The organism is Phytopseudomonas flavescens (assembly GCF_900100535.1).
Taxonomy (GTDB): domain Bacteria; phylum Pseudomonadota; class Gammaproteobacteria; order Pseudomonadales; family Pseudomonadaceae; genus Aquipseudomonas; species Aquipseudomonas flavescens.
Window position 1 is genome coordinate 120,613 of the sequence record NZ_FNDG01000007.1, and the last position, 14,309, is coordinate 134,921.

Annotated in this window: 18 protein-coding genes; 13 read left to right on the top strand and 5 right to left on the bottom strand. The window is 64.9% G+C overall.

The window, feature by feature from the left end; translation table 11 throughout:
- The first annotated feature begins 72 nt into the window (after positions 1-72).
- From mdcA to BLR94_RS11225, 8 genes are all read left to right on the top strand, one after another.
- Positions 73-1,731, top strand: coding sequence for a malonate decarboxylase subunit alpha (gene mdcA, locus BLR94_RS11190; protein WP_084304836.1), 1,659 nt, complete (start codon positions 73-75; stop codon positions 1,729-1,731).
- Positions 1,731-2,609 carry a triphosphoribosyl-dephospho-CoA synthase gene (locus tag BLR94_RS11195; RefSeq protein WP_084304837.1) on the top strand — a complete coding sequence of 293 codons (879 nt, stop codon included), beginning with the start codon at positions 1,731-1,733 and terminating at the stop codon, positions 2,607-2,609. The genes mdcA and BLR94_RS11195 overlap by 1 nt, the downstream gene beginning before the upstream one ends.
- Before the next feature lie 2 nt (positions 2,610-2,611).
- A complete protein-coding gene (locus tag BLR94_RS11200) occupies positions 2,612-2,911 on the top strand; it encodes a malonate decarboxylase subunit delta (RefSeq protein ID WP_042552020.1) in 300 nt (99 codons plus the stop codon).
- Positions 2,904-3,761 carry a biotin-independent malonate decarboxylase subunit beta gene (locus BLR94_RS11205; RefSeq protein ID WP_084304838.1) on the top strand — a complete coding sequence of 286 codons (858 nt, stop codon included), beginning with the start codon at positions 2,904-2,906 and terminating at the stop codon, positions 3,759-3,761. The genes BLR94_RS11200 and BLR94_RS11205 overlap by 8 nt, the downstream gene beginning before the upstream one ends.
- A complete protein-coding gene (gene mdcE / locus BLR94_RS11210) occupies positions 3,758-4,564 on the top strand; it encodes a biotin-independent malonate decarboxylase subunit gamma (protein ID WP_084304839.1) in 807 nt (268 codons plus the stop codon). The genes BLR94_RS11205 and mdcE overlap by 4 nt, the downstream gene beginning before the upstream one ends.
- A 40-nt stretch (positions 4,565-4,604) precedes the next feature.
- Complete coding sequence (locus BLR94_RS11215) at positions 4,605-5,252, top strand: malonate decarboxylase holo-ACP synthase (protein ID WP_084304840.1); 648 nt, start codon at positions 4,605-4,607, stop codon at positions 5,250-5,252.
- Positions 5,249-6,184, top strand: a complete 936-nt coding sequence (gene mdcH, locus BLR94_RS11220) for a malonate decarboxylase subunit epsilon (protein ID WP_084304841.1) — start codon at positions 5,249-5,251, stop codon at positions 6,182-6,184. Before BLR94_RS11215 ends, mdcH begins: the two co-directional genes overlap by 4 nt.
- A 254-nt stretch (positions 6,185-6,438) precedes the next feature.
- Positions 6,439-7,785: an SLC13 family permease gene (locus BLR94_RS11225; protein WP_084304842.1), complete on the top strand. Its 1,347-nt coding sequence runs from the start codon at positions 6,439-6,441 to the stop codon at positions 7,783-7,785.
- Between the two features lie 111 nt (positions 7,786-7,896).
- On the opposite strand, the gene BLR94_RS11230 is transcribed toward BLR94_RS11225, so the two are convergent.
- Together BLR94_RS11230 and BLR94_RS11235 are read right to left on the bottom strand one after the other, a co-directional pair.
- Positions 7,897-8,814, bottom strand: a complete 918-nt coding sequence (locus BLR94_RS11230) for a LysR family transcriptional regulator (protein ID WP_084304843.1) — start codon at positions 8,812-8,814, stop codon at positions 7,897-7,899.
- Positions 8,815-8,884: 70 nt separating this feature from the next.
- Entirely contained in the window at positions 8,885-9,196 is a 312-nt protein-coding gene (locus BLR94_RS11235) for an I78 family peptidase inhibitor (RefSeq protein WP_075932708.1), read from the bottom strand.
- 250 nt (positions 9,197-9,446) lie between these two features.
- Between BLR94_RS11235 and BLR94_RS11240 the strand changes: the two genes are divergently transcribed.
- The 5 genes from BLR94_RS11240 (at position 9,447) to BLR94_RS11260 (ending at position 12,564) form a co-directional block, all read left to right on the top strand.
- Positions 9,447-10,373, top strand: a complete 927-nt coding sequence (locus BLR94_RS11240; protein ID WP_084304844.1) for an ABC transporter ATP-binding protein — start codon at positions 9,447-9,449, stop codon at positions 10,371-10,373.
- On the top strand, positions 10,370-11,131 hold the full coding sequence (locus BLR94_RS11245; RefSeq protein ID WP_084304845.1) for an ABC transporter permease: 762 nt from the start codon (positions 10,370-10,372) through the stop codon (positions 11,129-11,131). The genes BLR94_RS11240 and BLR94_RS11245 overlap by 4 nt, the downstream gene beginning before the upstream one ends.
- Positions 11,132-11,223: 92 nt before the next feature.
- On the top strand, positions 11,224-11,826 hold the full coding sequence (locus tag BLR94_RS11250) for a CoA pyrophosphatase (protein ID WP_084304978.1): 603 nt from the start codon (positions 11,224-11,226) through the stop codon (positions 11,824-11,826).
- A gap of 22 nt (positions 11,827-11,848) precedes the next feature.
- Positions 11,849-12,373, top strand: coding sequence for a gamma carbonic anhydrase family protein (locus tag BLR94_RS11255; RefSeq protein ID WP_084304846.1), 525 nt, complete (start codon positions 11,849-11,851; stop codon positions 12,371-12,373).
- The gene (locus BLR94_RS11260) at positions 12,373-12,564 is read left to right on the top strand and encodes a DUF1289 domain-containing protein (protein WP_084304847.1); all 192 of its coding nucleotides are present in this window, start codon (positions 12,373-12,375) and stop codon (positions 12,562-12,564) included. Before BLR94_RS11255 ends, BLR94_RS11260 begins: the two co-directional genes overlap by 1 nt.
- Positions 12,565-12,613: 49 nt before the next feature.
- Here the strand turns inward: BLR94_RS11260 and BLR94_RS11265 are convergent, their stop codons facing one another.
- The 3 genes from BLR94_RS11265 to BLR94_RS11275 form a co-directional block, all read right to left on the bottom strand.
- Positions 12,614-13,285, bottom strand: a complete 672-nt coding sequence (locus BLR94_RS11265; RefSeq protein WP_084304848.1) for a COG3650 family protein — start codon at positions 13,283-13,285, stop codon at positions 12,614-12,616.
- Positions 13,286-13,434: 149 nt separating this feature from the next.
- Positions 13,435-13,749 (bottom strand): NIPSNAP family protein, encoded by a 315-nt coding sequence (locus BLR94_RS11270; RefSeq protein WP_084304849.1) that lies wholly within the window; start codon positions 13,747-13,749, stop codon positions 13,435-13,437.
- A 120-nt stretch (positions 13,750-13,869) separates the two neighbouring features.
- Entirely contained in the window at positions 13,870-14,289 is a 420-nt protein-coding gene (locus tag BLR94_RS11275) for a hypothetical protein (protein WP_084304850.1), read from the bottom strand.
- Positions 14,290-14,309 lie beyond the last annotated feature (20 nt).

Here is a 14,309-nt window from a genome sequence, read left to right on the forward strand (position 1 = left end):
CCGCGCTTGATTGATGGGGTTCGTCCGCGCTCCTACTGTGATGCCACGACAGCGGAACTCGTGGAGTCTTCAATGACAACAATATCCCCACCGCCGCAATGGTCGCGTCGTCGTGCCGAGAAGGCACGGCGTCTCGATCAGGTTCGCGCCTTCGCCGATGGCGTGGTGCTGCCCAGCGACGGCATCGTCGCCGCGCTCGAAGCGCTGATCGCCCCTGGCGACCGGGTGGTGCTCGAAGGCAACAACCAGAAACAGGCCGACTTCCTCTCCCGCTCGCTGGCCCAGACCGATCCCGGCCGGCTGCATGACCTGCACATGATCATGCCCAGCGTCAGCCGTGCCGAGCACCTGGATCTGTTCGAGCGCGGCATCGCCCGCAAACTTGACTTCTCCTTTGCCGGCCCGCAGAGCCTGCGCATCAGCCAGTTGCTCGAAGACGGTCTGCTCGAGGTGGGCGCCATCCACACCTATATCGAGCTGTACTCACGGCTGCTGGTCGACCTGATTCCCAATGTCGCCCTGGTCGCCGGCTTCCAGGCCGACCGCCATGGCAACATCTATACCGGGCCGAGTACCGAAGATACGCCGGCGCTGGTGGAGCCCACCGCCTTCAGCGACGGCATCGTCATCTTCCAGGTCAACGAGATCGTCGACGAACTGCCGCGGGTGGACATTCCCGCGTCCTGGGTCGACTTCGTGGTGGTGGCGGACAAGCCGTTCTACATCGAACCGCTGTTCACCCGGGATCCGCGCCATATCAAGCCCGTGCATGTGCTGATGGCGATGATGGCGATCCGCGGCATTTACCAGAAGCACAACGTGCAGTCGCTCAACCATGGCATCGGTTTCAATACCGCCGCCATCGAACTGATCCTGCCGACCTACGGCGAGTCCCTCGGCCTGAAGGGCAAGATCTGCCGAAACTGGACGCTCAACCCACACCCGACGCTGATTCCCGCCATCGAGACAGGTTGGGTCGAGAGCGTGCACTGTTTCGGCACCGAACTGGGCATGGAAGGCTATATCGCTCAGCGCCCGGACGTGTTCTTCACCGGTCGCGACGGCTCCATGCGGTCCAACCGACTGATGTGCCAGCTGGCCGGCCAATACGCCGTCGACCTGTTCATCGGTGCGACCCTGCAGGTCGATGGCGACGGTCATTCTTCCACCGTGACCCGCGGACGCCTGGCCGGTTTCGGTGGCGCACCGAACATGGGGCACGATCCGCGTGGACGCCGTCACAGCACACCTGCATGGCTGGACATGCGCCCCGCGCAGAGCGAAGCGCCGTTGCTGGAGCGGGGCAAGAAGCTGGTGGTGCAGATGGTCGAGACCTTTCAGGAGGGCGGCAAGCCGACCTTCGTGGAAACCCTCGATGCCGTCGGCGTGGCGCAGAAGGCGGGCATGCCGCTGGCGCCGATCATGATCTACGGCGACGACGTCACCCACCTGCTGACCGAGGAAGGCATCGCCTACCTGTACAAGGCCCGCTCGCTGGAGGAGCGCCAGGCGATGATCGCCGCCGTCGCCGGCGTCACCAGCATCGGCTTGCGCCACGATCCGAAGAACACCGAGCGCATGCGCCGTGAAGGCCTCGTCGCGCTGCCGGAAGACCTCGGCATCCGCCGCGCCGACGCCAGCCGTGAACTGCTGGCAGCCAAGAGCATCGCCGAGCTGGTCGAGTGGTCCGGCGGCCTCTACAACCCGCCCGCCAAATTCAGGAGCTGGTGATGAGTACGACCCATTCCAGGCAGCCGCAGCGGTCGCTCGGCGAGTACCTGGCAGATCTGGCGGTGGACGTGCTGATCGACGAAGCCGATCTGTCACCCAAGCCCGGGCTTGTCGATAAACGCGGCAGTGGTGCCCATCAGGATCTGCATCTGGGCCTGATGCATGCCTCTGCATTGTCGCTATGGCCCTGTTTCAGGGCGATGGCAGAGGCCGCGCAGGACGAAAGCGAGGTCACCCAGGCGTTGCGCGAGACCCTCGGCCGTATAGGCCGCGAAGGTGAGCAGGCAATGCTGCGCGTCACCGCTGGCGTCAACACCCACCGCGGCGCCATCTGGGCGCTGGGCCTGCTGTGTGCTGGCGCGGCGCTGGAGAGCCGGCAGTGGGCCGCCAGCCTCGTGGTGGTTCGTGCTGCCCGCATCGCGCTGCTGACCGATCGAGCGGTGCCTGTCAGCAGCTACAGCCACGGTGCCGAGGTCTGTCGGCGCTACGGTGTTCATGGTGCGCGGGAGGAGGCGCAATTGGCGTTTCCGGCGGTGATCCACCATGCATTGCCCCAATTGGCCCGCAGCCGTGCTGCTGGCGTCGGGGAGCAGAACGCCCGGCTGGATGCCTTGCTGGCAATCATGAGTCGCTTGTCCGACACCTGCGTGCTGTACCGCGCCGGCCTCGAGGGCCTGCACTGCATGCAGAGCGGTGCCCGCGCCGTGCTCGATGCCGGTGGCGTCGCCAGCCTGGCTGGGCGTCGCCGCCTGCGAAAGCTGGAAGGCGACATGCTGCGGCTACGCGCCTCGCCAGGCGGTGCGGCGGATCTGCTCGCCGCCTGCCTGTTTCTCGACCGCCTGCAGCCTGGCCAGTCGGCCCAGTTTGGGAGTCTCTGAACATGGAAACCCTGTCCTTCCAATTCCCCGCCGGGGCACCGGCCCGCAATCGCGCCCTGGTCGGCTGTGTCGGCTCCGGCGATCTCGAGGTGCTGCTGGAGCCCGGTACCGATGGCACCCTGGCGATTCAGGTGGTGACCTCGGTAAACGGTAGCGCGCCGCGCTGGCAGCAATTGTTCGAGCGCATGTTCCGCGAGCAGCACCTGCCGGCGCTGAACATAGAAATCCACGATTTCGGCGCAACGCCCGGTGTGGTGCGTCTGCGCCTGGAGCAAGGCTTCGAGGAACTGACCCATGACTGATGCCAGGATCCAACGGTTGCTCGAGCAGCGCAGTTTCACCGAGCTTGGTGCACGCCAGCGGGCCCGCGCGCTGCTCGATGCGGGCAGTTTTCGCGAACTGGTCGACCCGTTCGCCAGGGTGGTCTCGCCGTGGCTACCCCTGCAGGGCATCGTGCCCCAGGCCGACGACGGGGTCGTGGTGGCGAAGGGGGTGATCGATGCGCAGCCCGCGGTGGTCATCGCCATCGAAGGTGCCTTTCAGGGCGGCAGTCTGGGCGAGGTGGGCGGCGCGAAGATTGCCGGCGCATTGGAGTTGGCCGCGCAGGACAACCGTGACGGTACACCGACCCGCGCTGTACTGCTGCTGGAAACCGGCGGCGTACGCCTGCAGGAGGCCAACCTCGGTCTGGCGGCGATTGCCGAGATCCAGGCGGCGATCGTCGATCTGCGCCAGTACCAGCCGGTGATCGGCCTGGTGGCCGGCCCGGTCGGCTGCTTCGGCGGCATGTCGATCGCCGCGGGCCTGTGCAGTTATCTGCTGGTGACCCGTGAGGCTCGCCTGGGGCTCAACGGCCCGCAGGTGATCGAGCAGGAGGCGGGTATCGATGAGTACGACTCACGGGATCGCCCCTTCATCTGGAGCCTCATCGGTGGTGAACAGCGCCATGCCAGCGCGCTGGTGGATCGCTATGTGGCCGACGATGTCGAGCCGATTCGCCACGCGCTGATCGAGCTGTTGCGTCAGGGCAAGCCGGCGCTGGAGCGCAGCCGCCGGCATGCCTGGTTCCTCGAGCGCCTGCAGCGCGTCGACACCCGGGTGCAGGCCGATGCCGCTGCGGTGCGCAGCGCCTTTCAAGGAGAGCCGTCATGAGCGGAGCAAGCGAACAACGCGGACGTAGCTGGTTTCAGGTACTGACCAGAGGCGCTACGCCGCTGGAGGGCCTGCCAGCTTCGCTGCTGGTGGCCGACGGCATGCTTGGCGAACAATCGGTGCGCTACCTCGCGGTGGTAGCCGATGGCAACAATCCGTTTCCCCGCGCCCGCCATGGTGAAGTAGGACTGCTCGAGGGCTGGGGGCTGGCCAAGGCGGTGGATGACGCCATTCAGGGCGACGCCGACGGGCCGCATAAGCGAGCGCTGATCGCCATCGTCGACGTGCCGAGCCAGGCCTATGGCCGCCGGGAAGAGGCTTACGGCATTCACCAGGCCCTGGCCGCCGCGGTCGACAGTTATGCCCGTGCCCGTTTGGCCGGGCATGCGGTGATCGGCCTGTTGGTCGGCAAGGCGATGTCCGGTGCCTTTCTGGCTCACGGTTACCAGGCACAGCGGCTGATCGCCCTGCGCGATCCTAGCGTCATGGTGCATGCCATGGGCAAGTCTGCTGCAGCACGGATCACGCTACGCAGCGTCGAGGAACTGGAAAGCCTGGCCGCCAGTATCCCGCCGATGGCCTACGACCTGGACAGTTACGCTTCCCTCGGCCTGCTCTGGGAAACCCTGCCGGTCGAGAACGTTGCGCAGCCCAGCGGCGACGACCGCACGCGGGTGGAGGGCTGCCTGTTCCGGGCATTGGCGGATATCGCCGGTGGCAGCAAGGATCTGCGCAGTCGCCTGGGGGCGCCCAATCGAGCGGCGTCTTCGCAGGTACGCGAACTGCTGCGCGCCCAGTGGTAGCGGATGCGCGGCAGTCGTTGCCTGGATCGAGGAATCTCTGATGATCAATGACGCGTCGAGGGTGCCCAGCCCCCATGATCTGCTGTGGGGCTTTGCTGCCGCACACCTGCCCCTGGACGCTCCGGCCTGGGTGCATGGCGCCCTGGGGCGCCACACCCCGGTGGTGGTGCGCCGTGCCCAGGCCGAGCCCGGCTGGGTGGCCGTGGGCGTTCGCGGCAGGGCTCGGGAAGAGCGTTTCGCGACCTGGATGCGTCTTGACCAGGTGCGCCGCCGCGTCAGCCCGGAGGGGGTCGCGCGTACCGGTCGCTGGCTGCGCCATGCCAACGGCGCCTGGCCGGCATTGCGCGCGCTGGCCTGGCTCGCGCCGCAGCTCGAGCGTGCCGGTCTGCGCTGGGGCGTGACGGGAAGCCTCGGCTTCGAGCTGGCCAGCGGGCTGTGCGCCGCGCACCCGGCCAGCGACCTGGATCTGCTGATCCGCGCCGCCCAGCCAGTACCTCGGGCCTGGGCCAGAGCGCTCTGCACGTTGATCGACTTGGCACCGGGCAGCATCGACGTGCAGCTGGAAACTCCGCACGGCGCGCTGGCCCTGCGTGAGTGGGCAAGTGGCGCAGCACGGGTTCTGCTCAAGAGCAACGCCGGGCCACTGCTGGTCAGCGACCCCTGGGCTGCAGAGCGATCGGTGGCATGAGCACGCTCTGGGCGTTCCCCGGCCAGGGCGCGCAGCAGCCCGGCATGTTGCATGACTTGCCGGCTGAGCCCGCCGTTCGGGCGTGCCTGGAGGAAGCCGAAGTGGTGCTCGGCGAAGCACTTTCCGCTCTGGATTCTGCCGAGGCCTTGCGGGGCACCCGCGCCGTACAACTGTGTTTGCTGATTGCCGGCGTGGCGGGTGCCCGATTGTTGAAGGCGCGAGGGCTGGCGCCCGACTATGTCGCCGGGCTGTCTATCGGGGCCTACGCCGCTGCGGTGGTCGCCGATGCGCTGAGTTTTGCCGATGCCCTGCATCTGGTCGCGCTGCGTGGCCAGTTGATGCAGCAAGCCTATCCCCAGGGCTACGGCATGACGGCGATTCTCGGCCTCGACCTGAACTGTATCGAGCGCCTGCTGGCTGAGGCGAACGGCCCGCAGTCGCCGGTGTTCCTGGCCAATATCAATGCCGAAAACCAGGTGGTGATCGCCGGCAGCCGCGCCGCCATGCAGGCCGTGGGCGAGCGTGCCCGGGCTGCCGGTGCAGGGGCGGTCAAGCCGCTGGCGGTCAGCGTCCCCTCGCACTGCGCGCTGCTCACCGAACCCGCCGCCAGGTTGAACGAAGCGTTCGCCACGGTCGCCCTGCGGCGTCCGTCCGTCCGTTACCTGAGTGGTAGCAGCGCGCGACTGTTGAGCGAACCTGATGCGCTGCGCGATGACCTGGCCAACAACATGTGCCGGATCGTGGATTGGTACGGCACCTTGCAGACGGCGTTCGAGCGGGGCGTGCGGCTGCACCTCGAGCTGCCGCCTGGCAGCGTGCTGAGCGGGCTGGCCCGGCGCGTCTTCGAGCCGGGCATGGCCGTCGCCTTTCAGGGCGCGCGTCTGGATACCCTGGACGCCCTGCTGCGTCAGGAGGTGAGCCAGAGCCGATAACAACGCCGATTGCCGAAGCACAAGAACAATAACTTCGATGCGTCAACGAGGATAAAAACAATGATCATCTACGGTGTAGCGCTACTTGCCATCTGTACACCTGGCCGCTGGGATCACCCTGGAGGGCGTCGTGGCATGGGTGGAAACGGCCTGGGTGCGCCCATGAGCAGGCGCGCAGGATCGCAAAGCCAGGCCGTACCTCTGGATGGCGGGTCACCATCGGATGAAACGAACCAGGTTTCTCGGAGGGGCGCATGAGTCCGGAAATTGCAACGATCATCGGTCTGGTGATCATGTTCATCGTGGCCACGGCCCTGCCCATCAACATGGGCGCCGTCGGCTTTGCATTGGCGTTCATCGTCGGCGGCATCTGGGTCGGCATGGGTGGCAAGGAAGTCCTTGCGGGCTTTCCCGCCGATCTTTTCCTGACCCTGGTCGGCATCACCTATCTGTTCGCCATCGCCCAGAAGAACGGCACCATCGACCTGCTGGTGCATTGGGCGGTGAAGGCGGTAATGGGCCACATCGTGGCGATTCCGTGGGTGATGTTCATCGTCACCGCGGTGCTCACTGCCTTCGGCGCACTGGGTCCGGCAGCGGTCGCGATCATCGGCCCGGTCGCGCTGCGTTTTGCCAAGCAGTACGAGATCAATCCGTTGATGATGGGCCTGCTGGTGATCCACGGCGCGCAGGCGGGCGGGTTCTCGCCGATCAGCGTGTATGGCGGCATCACCAACCAGGTGGTGCAGAAGGCTGGACTGGACGTCACGGAAATGGCCGTGTTCCTCACCAGCCTCGGCTTCAACCTGCTGATGGCGTTCATCTGCTTCTTCGCTTTTGGCGGTATCGCCCTGCTGCGCCGTGGACGTGCCGTGGTCGATGAGCCGTTGATCGCCGGCGTGCAGGCGTCGTCGCGCCAGTTCGCCATCGAGGGTCATGGCGCGGTGGTCAGTGTCGGTGGTGGCACCCTGTCCAATGATCCGCAGGCGCTGGATGAGGTGCGCATCAACCGCGATCATCTGATCACGCTGGTCGGCCTGCTGGGCCTGGGCATCGCCGCGCTGGTGTATGACCTCAACGTCGGCCTGGTGGCGATCACCGTGGCCGTCGTCATCGCGATGGCCTCGCCGTCTGCGCAGAAGGGCGCGGTGGATGGCATCAGCTGGTCCACGGTACTGCTGATCAGCGGCGTGGTGACCTATGTCGCCGTGCTGCAGAAGGCCGGTGCGGTCGACTTCGTCGGCCACGGCGTCAGTGCCATCGGCATTCCGCTGCTGGGGGCACTGCTGGTCTGCTATGTCGGTGGCATCGTCTCCGCCTTCGCGTCTTCGGCGGCCGTGCTGGGCGCCACCATCCCGCTGGCGGTACCGTTCCTGATGCAGGGCCACCTCAGCGCGGCGGGCGTGATCTGTGCGCTGGCGGTGTCCTCCACGGTGGTGGACGTCAGCCCGTTCTCCACCAATGGCGCGTTGGTGGTGGCTTCGGCGGCGAAGGAAGAGCGCGAAGCGTTGTTCCGCCGTTTCCTCGTCTACAGCGGACTGGTGGTGGCGTTCGGTCCGCTGCTGGCCTGGCTGCTGTTCGTCGTGCCGGGCTGGATGTAAACCCATCGGCGCCTGCTTCCCGATGGTGTGTCGACGGCCTTGCATGCCGGACCCGGCCGTCGGCGCTGTGCTTCTGCGTGCGAGGCGCTGCCGGGCTGACCCGGCCTGGCATCAGGCATTCAGGCCCAGGCTGTACATGCGGCATTCGGCCAGCAGCGCGAGCAGGTTGGGATCGCGCTCCTTGGCTTTCAGGAACACCACGCCGATATGCTGTTGCAGGTGATACTTGGCCTGCAACGGGATCAGCTTCACGCGGTTCTCGTACACGGCGGCGATGCGCCCGGGCAGCAGTGCGTAGCCCACCCCGGAACTGACCATGCTGAGCAGGGTGAAGATATCGTTCACCTGCATGGCCACGTTGGGTTCGAACCCCGCCTGCTGGAACACCCGCGCACCGTCCTGGTGGGTGGCGAAACCCTGGGTCAGGGTGATGAAGGTGGATTCGCGCAGCTCGGCCAGGTCCACTTCGGCCTGCTCGGCGAAGGGCGAGTCCACCGGTACGGCCAGGAAAATATCATCGGAAAACAGCGGCAGTTGCTCGCAGTCGGGATGGGGCTCGCCATCGTTCAGGGCGACCAGAATGGCGTCCAGCTCCATGTCCTTGAGCTTGTACATCAGGTCGACATTGGAGCCGAGGATCAGGTCGATATTGAGTTCGCTGCGACGCAGCTTCAGGCCCATGATCAGCTGCGGCACGGTCTTCACCGTCAGCGAGTAGAGCGAGCCGAGCTTGAAGCGCTCGGCACCGAACCCGGCGGCCTCGCGGGCCAGGCGCACCATGTCCTGGGCGTCCTGGATCAGCTTCTGGGCTTTCTCTTCCAGCACGTAGGCACTTTCCAGCGGGATCAGGTTGCGTCCCTGGTGCTTGAACAGCGGGCAGCGCAGTGCATTTTCCAGGGAGTGGATGGCGCGGTGCACGCTGACGTTGCTGGTGTTAAGTTCGCTGGCCGCGCGGGCCAGGTTGCCGCTGCGCATGAACGCCAGAAAGATTTCCAGCTTCTTGAGCGTCAGTTCTTCATCGATCTGCATGGGCCAGCTCCAATCCTTGGTGAGGCGGAAGTGGCCCGATTGTGCCGCAGACGATGGGCGCTGTGGCGAATCAGCCGCAGGCGATGCGCTCGATGACCTCGGCTTCGGTGATGTCGATGTTCAGGCGCTGGGAATCGTAGTCCAGGGTCACCATGTCGCCGGGCGACAGCACGCGGGCGGTGCGGGCGCCGGACTGCTCACGGGCCTGCTCGACGATTTCGGCGGTGGCCACCTGGCCGAGCAGGCTCTGCGCGGCTTCGGCACTGCATTTGCCGTTGCTGTTGGCGGGTTTCGACGCCTGGGTGGGTGCTGTGTCGGTCGAACTGCAGCCGGCGAGCAGGGCGAGCAGAGCGGCGCCGCCAATCAGGTGTTTGAAAGCCATTGCATGATCCTTGTGTGTGAAGGGTTCGCGGTGAAGTACATGAGTGTGCCGTGTATCGGACTCGGTTGTCGTGTCCATGTTCCGAATTTGGCTAATGGCGGCGTGACCCTCCGCACGCGTGGTAGGTGCTGGTGAGGCGTGCAGGCGGCTGCCGATCTCGCATTGCCATGATCACAGTCGTCAGGCGGCTCAGCGGGCAGGGCAACATTTCTTTACAATGGCCGGCTGTTTTCAGGATCGAGGCCTATCCGTGCAACCGGTCATTTCTATTCAGCAGTTGAACAAAACCTACGCGTCGGGGCATCCGGCACTGAAATCCATCGATCTGGACATCCGCGAGGGGGAGATTTTCGCGCTGCTAGGCCCCAACGGGGCGGGCAAGACCACGCTGATCAGCATCATTTGCGGCATCGTCAACCCCGGCAGCGGTTCGGTGACGGTGGGCGGCCATGACATCCAGCGCGATTACCGGGCGGCCCGTTCGAAGATCGGCCTGGTGCCCCAGGAGTTGTTCAACGAAGGTTTCGAAAGCGTCTGGGCGGCGGTGCGTTTCAGCCGTGGCCTGTTCGGCAAGGCGCCGGATCCGGCCTACCTGGAGCAATTGCTGCGCGACCTGTCGCTGTGGGACAAGAAGGATGCGCGCATCTTCGAACTCTCCGGCGGCATGAAACGCCGGGTGATGATCGCCAAGGCGTTGTCCCACGAGCCGCAGATCCTGTTTCTCGACGAGCCGACCGCCGGGGTCGACGTCGAGTTGCGCCGCAACATGTGGGACATGGTGCGCAAGCTGCGCGAGCGCGGCGTGACCATCATCCTCACCACCCACTACATCGAGGAGGCCGAGGAAATGGCCGACCGCATCGGAGTGATCCGCAAGGGCCAGATCATCCTGGTGCAGGACAAGGCCACCCTGATGCGCCAGCTCGGCAAGAAACAATTGACCCTGCACCTGCAGCAGCCACTGCGCGAACTGCCGCCGGTGCTGCAGCGCGACGACCTGCAGCTGCGCGACGACGGCCATGAGCTGGTCTACAGCTTCGACGGCCAGCAGGAGGACACTGGCATTGCGGCGCTGCTGCAGGTGCTGGCGCAGCACGGCATCGCCTTCAAGGACCTGCAGTCCAGCGAGAGTTCACTGGAGGATATCTTCGTCAGCCTGGTGAGGGATAAAGCATGAATGTCTACGCGATTCGCGCCATTTATCTGTTCGAGCTGGCCCGTACCTGGCGTACCCTGTTGCAGAGCATCGCCACCCCGGTGATCACCACCTCGCTGTATTTCGTGGTGTTCGGCTCGGCCATCGGCTCGAGCATGACCCAGGTGCATGGCGTCAGCTACGGGGCCTTCATCATTCCCGGGCTGATCATGCTGGCGCTGCTCACCGAGAGCATCTCCAACGCGTCCTTCGGCATTTATATGCCCAAGTATTCGGGATCCATCTACGAGGTGTTGTCGGCGCCGATTTCCTACCTGGAAATTCTCCTCGGCTACGTGGGCGCGGCGGCCACCAAGTCCATCGTGCTCGGCCTGATCATCTTGGCCACCGCCAGGTTGTTCGTCGATTTCGAGATTCTCCATCCGTTCTGGATGCTGGCCTTCCTGGTGCTCACGGCGCTGACCTTCAGCCTGTTCGGCTTCATCATCGGCGTGTGGGCCGACGGCTGGGAGAAGTTGCAGATCGTCCCGGCGCTGATCGTCACGCCGCTGACCTTCCTCGGTGGCAGCTTCTATTCGATCAGCATGCTGCCGCCGGTCTGGCAGACGGTGACCCTGTTCAACCCGGTGGTCTACCTGATCAGCGCGTTCCGTTGGAGCTTCTATGGCGTCTCCGACGTCAATGTGTTGCTCAGCCTGGGGATGATCCTCGGCTTCCTGCTGGCCTGCATCCTCACCGTCGGCTGGATATTCAAGACCGGCTATCGCCTGAAAAGCTGATGCAGCAACCCTGCGCCGGCTTCGATGGCGCAGGGTTGGGCAGCGCCACGCTTTCATGCCATCATCCGTGCAGAAGAATGCCGAGAATGGTCATGCTGGACGAGTTACTGCAACGGGTTCATGGCTACAGCCCGCACCTGATGGACGCCCTGGAGGGTTTTCCCGAGGCGGCGGTGCTGGTGCCCATCACCCGCAGCGATGAACCGGAGGTGGTGCTCACCCTGCGTGCCAGTGGCCTGTCCACCCACGGTGGCGAAGTCGCTTTCCCCGGTGGCCGCCGCGACCCGGAAGACCGCGACTTGATCGACACCGCACTGCGTGAAGCCGAGGAGGAGATCGGCCTGCCGCCCGGGCTGGTGGAAATCGTCGGGCCGCTCAGCACCCTGGTCTCCAGGCACGGTATCCAGGTCACGCCCTATGTCGGGGTGGTGCCGGATTTCGTCGACTACCAGGCCAACGACGGGGAGATCGCCGCAGTGTTCTCGGTGCCGCTGGCATTCTTTCGTGACGACCCGCGTGAAGTCACCCACCGTATCGATTACCTCGGGCACAGCTGGTACGTACCGAGCTACCGCTATGGCGAGTACAAGATCTGGGGGCTGACGGCGATCATGCTGGTGGAACTGGTCAATCTGGTCTTTGATGCCGGCATCGACATGCAGCGTCCGCCCGAGTACTACATCCACCTCAAGTGAGCCTGGCTCCGAGACCTTCACCATGAAATACCGCCTGGGCGACGCCCGTGTCGAACAGCATCCGCAAAGCTGGGTTGCGCCCACTGCCACCCTGATCGGCAAGGTACGCTTGGAGGCGGGCGCCAGCGTCTGGTTCGGCGCCGTGCTGCGTGGCGACAACGAACTGATTCATATCGGTGAACACAGCAACGTCCAGGATGGTGCCGTGATGCATACCGACATGGGCTCGCCGCTGACCCTGGGCAAGGGCGTCACCGTGGGCCACAACGCCATGCTGCATGGCTGTACGGTCGGCGATTACAGCCTGGTCGGTATCAATGCCGTGGTGCTCAATGGCGCGCGTATCGGCAAGCACTGCATCATTGGCGCCAACGCGCTGATCGCCGAGGGCAAGGACATTCCCGATGGTTCCCTGGTAGTGGGCTCGCCGGGCAAGGTCGTGCGTGAACTCACCGAGCAGCAGAAGAAACTGCTCGAGGCCAGCGCCGCTCATTACGTACAGAACGCCAGGCGCTATGCTACCGATCTGGCCGAGCAGGAAGACTGATGCAAACCGTCGAACGTCCCGTCGCCTCGCCCTGCGTGCATGTCTGCGCGCTGGACGAACAGGACATCTGCATCGGTTGCCAGCGCAACGTCGACGAGATCACCCGCTGGAGCCGCATGGAAAACGCCGAGCGCCGCCAGGTACTGCAGTGGTGCCATGAGCGTGCCCGGGATAAAGGCATCCTGCTCTAGCGGGATGCGCCGGGCTATTGCGACGCATCCCACGCCGGCAACGCTCTGGTCAGTCGTTACGCGCTCCGCCGAACGCCGCACAACCGCGCATCAGCTTGCCATTGAGGCGCAGCTCGGCGCTCAGGTGCTCGACCGTGCCATTCAGGGTGTCGACGCAACGCTGGGGGGCGATCCACAGCTCGACGCGTTGGCCGTTGGCTTCGCTGGTCAGGTTGATGCGCCCATCAGGCAGCTGTTCTTCCATGTAGGGCAGTGCCAGGGGCGCGCGATCCGGGCCGCTGAGCACCATGCCCTGGTTGCTCACGGTCACGCTCCACGATGGCTCGTGGCCGCTGGCGCGCATCAGGGTACGCTTGAACGTGGGGTCGTCGCAGCCGTGGCCCTCGTTCTGCAACCGGTACACGCGGCTCAGCTCCAGCACGCCATCGGCGTTGCTGACCGTAGTCGAGCCCATGTGCCCGCGCAGGTCGGCGAACAGCGCCGAGTGGCCATCGCCAAGCAGTTGGCTGCTGTCCTGCGTGATGCTGGTCGTTCCCTCGTCGATCACGAAACGGCGTGCAACCTGGCACGGTGTGAACCACAGCTGACCGGCGTCACGGGTCACTTCGCCTTGCAGACGTGTCTGTGATTTCTGCGCATCCACGGGGGTGTCCTGGAATACCTGGCAGCTGGCGAACAGCGGCAACAGGGTGAACACTAAGAATTTGCGGCTGCTATGCATGGGACTCTCCGTCTGCGAGCGGCCACGTTACCGAGGCTGCGGGGCAATCTCAAGGGACGCCGGCGAAGATCCGCTACAAGGCTGTCGATCAAGGGGCGACGGCTACCGCGAGGCCTGGCAGCACGCCGTCGCACGCTGAGCGCCATCGACTATCGGAAGCCGACGCCGACGGGTCTCATGAAGCTGCGCTCGTAGCTGATGATACAGCGGTTCCGCTGGGCATAGGCGAAGGCCTCAAGGCATTCGGCATCCTGCAGGGAGCGCTCGCGGTACTCCTCGTAGGCGGCCAGGCTGGGAAAACTGAATAGCGCCAGGGCGACGTTGTTGCTGCCTTCCGAGGGCAGGAAATAGCCATGGTGCTGGCCGCCGAATTTCTCCACCAGGGGGATCCACAATTGGGCGTAGTGCTCGAATTCGGCCAGTTGGTAGGGGTCGATGATGTAGCGCAGGTAGCAGGTGATCATGAGCGTCTCCTTGAACGGTGTGCGGCATGATCCGGGGCGAGAGGCATGATTGTCTACTTCCCCTGCCACCTGCCGGGCGTGTGACGCGCCAGCCCGGGCCCCAGTGCTGCTGGACAGGGCTCAGAACGCATACCATTTTTGCCTGGCGTCCATCTGGTGGTGCAGGGGGCCGCGTGGCTCATCGGTCGTTCTGAGGATCGGCCAGTCGATTTGCACCCGGCCCATGTATGCAGGCAGGCGCGTGTAGCGATAGCCGAGCATGTCCACCAGCAACGTGTGGCGTTCGTAGCAGGCCGGCATCCAGCTCATGCTCAGGTAGCGTGAGCAGGCTGACATGCTGAACCAGTCGCCCCAGGCGAAACCGGGCAGTGCATGGCCATCGATGATGACCCGGTGGTAGCTGTCGCCATGGGGCGGCTCGCCCAGGTAGATCAACTCGACCTCATGCCTGGCATCCGGGGACAGCAGTAGATAGTTGCCCATGCCCGCCCAGGCAAGCAGTTGCCCGGGGCTGAACGCTATTCGCGTGCTGTGGGCCATATCGGTATCGCCAGAGCGTG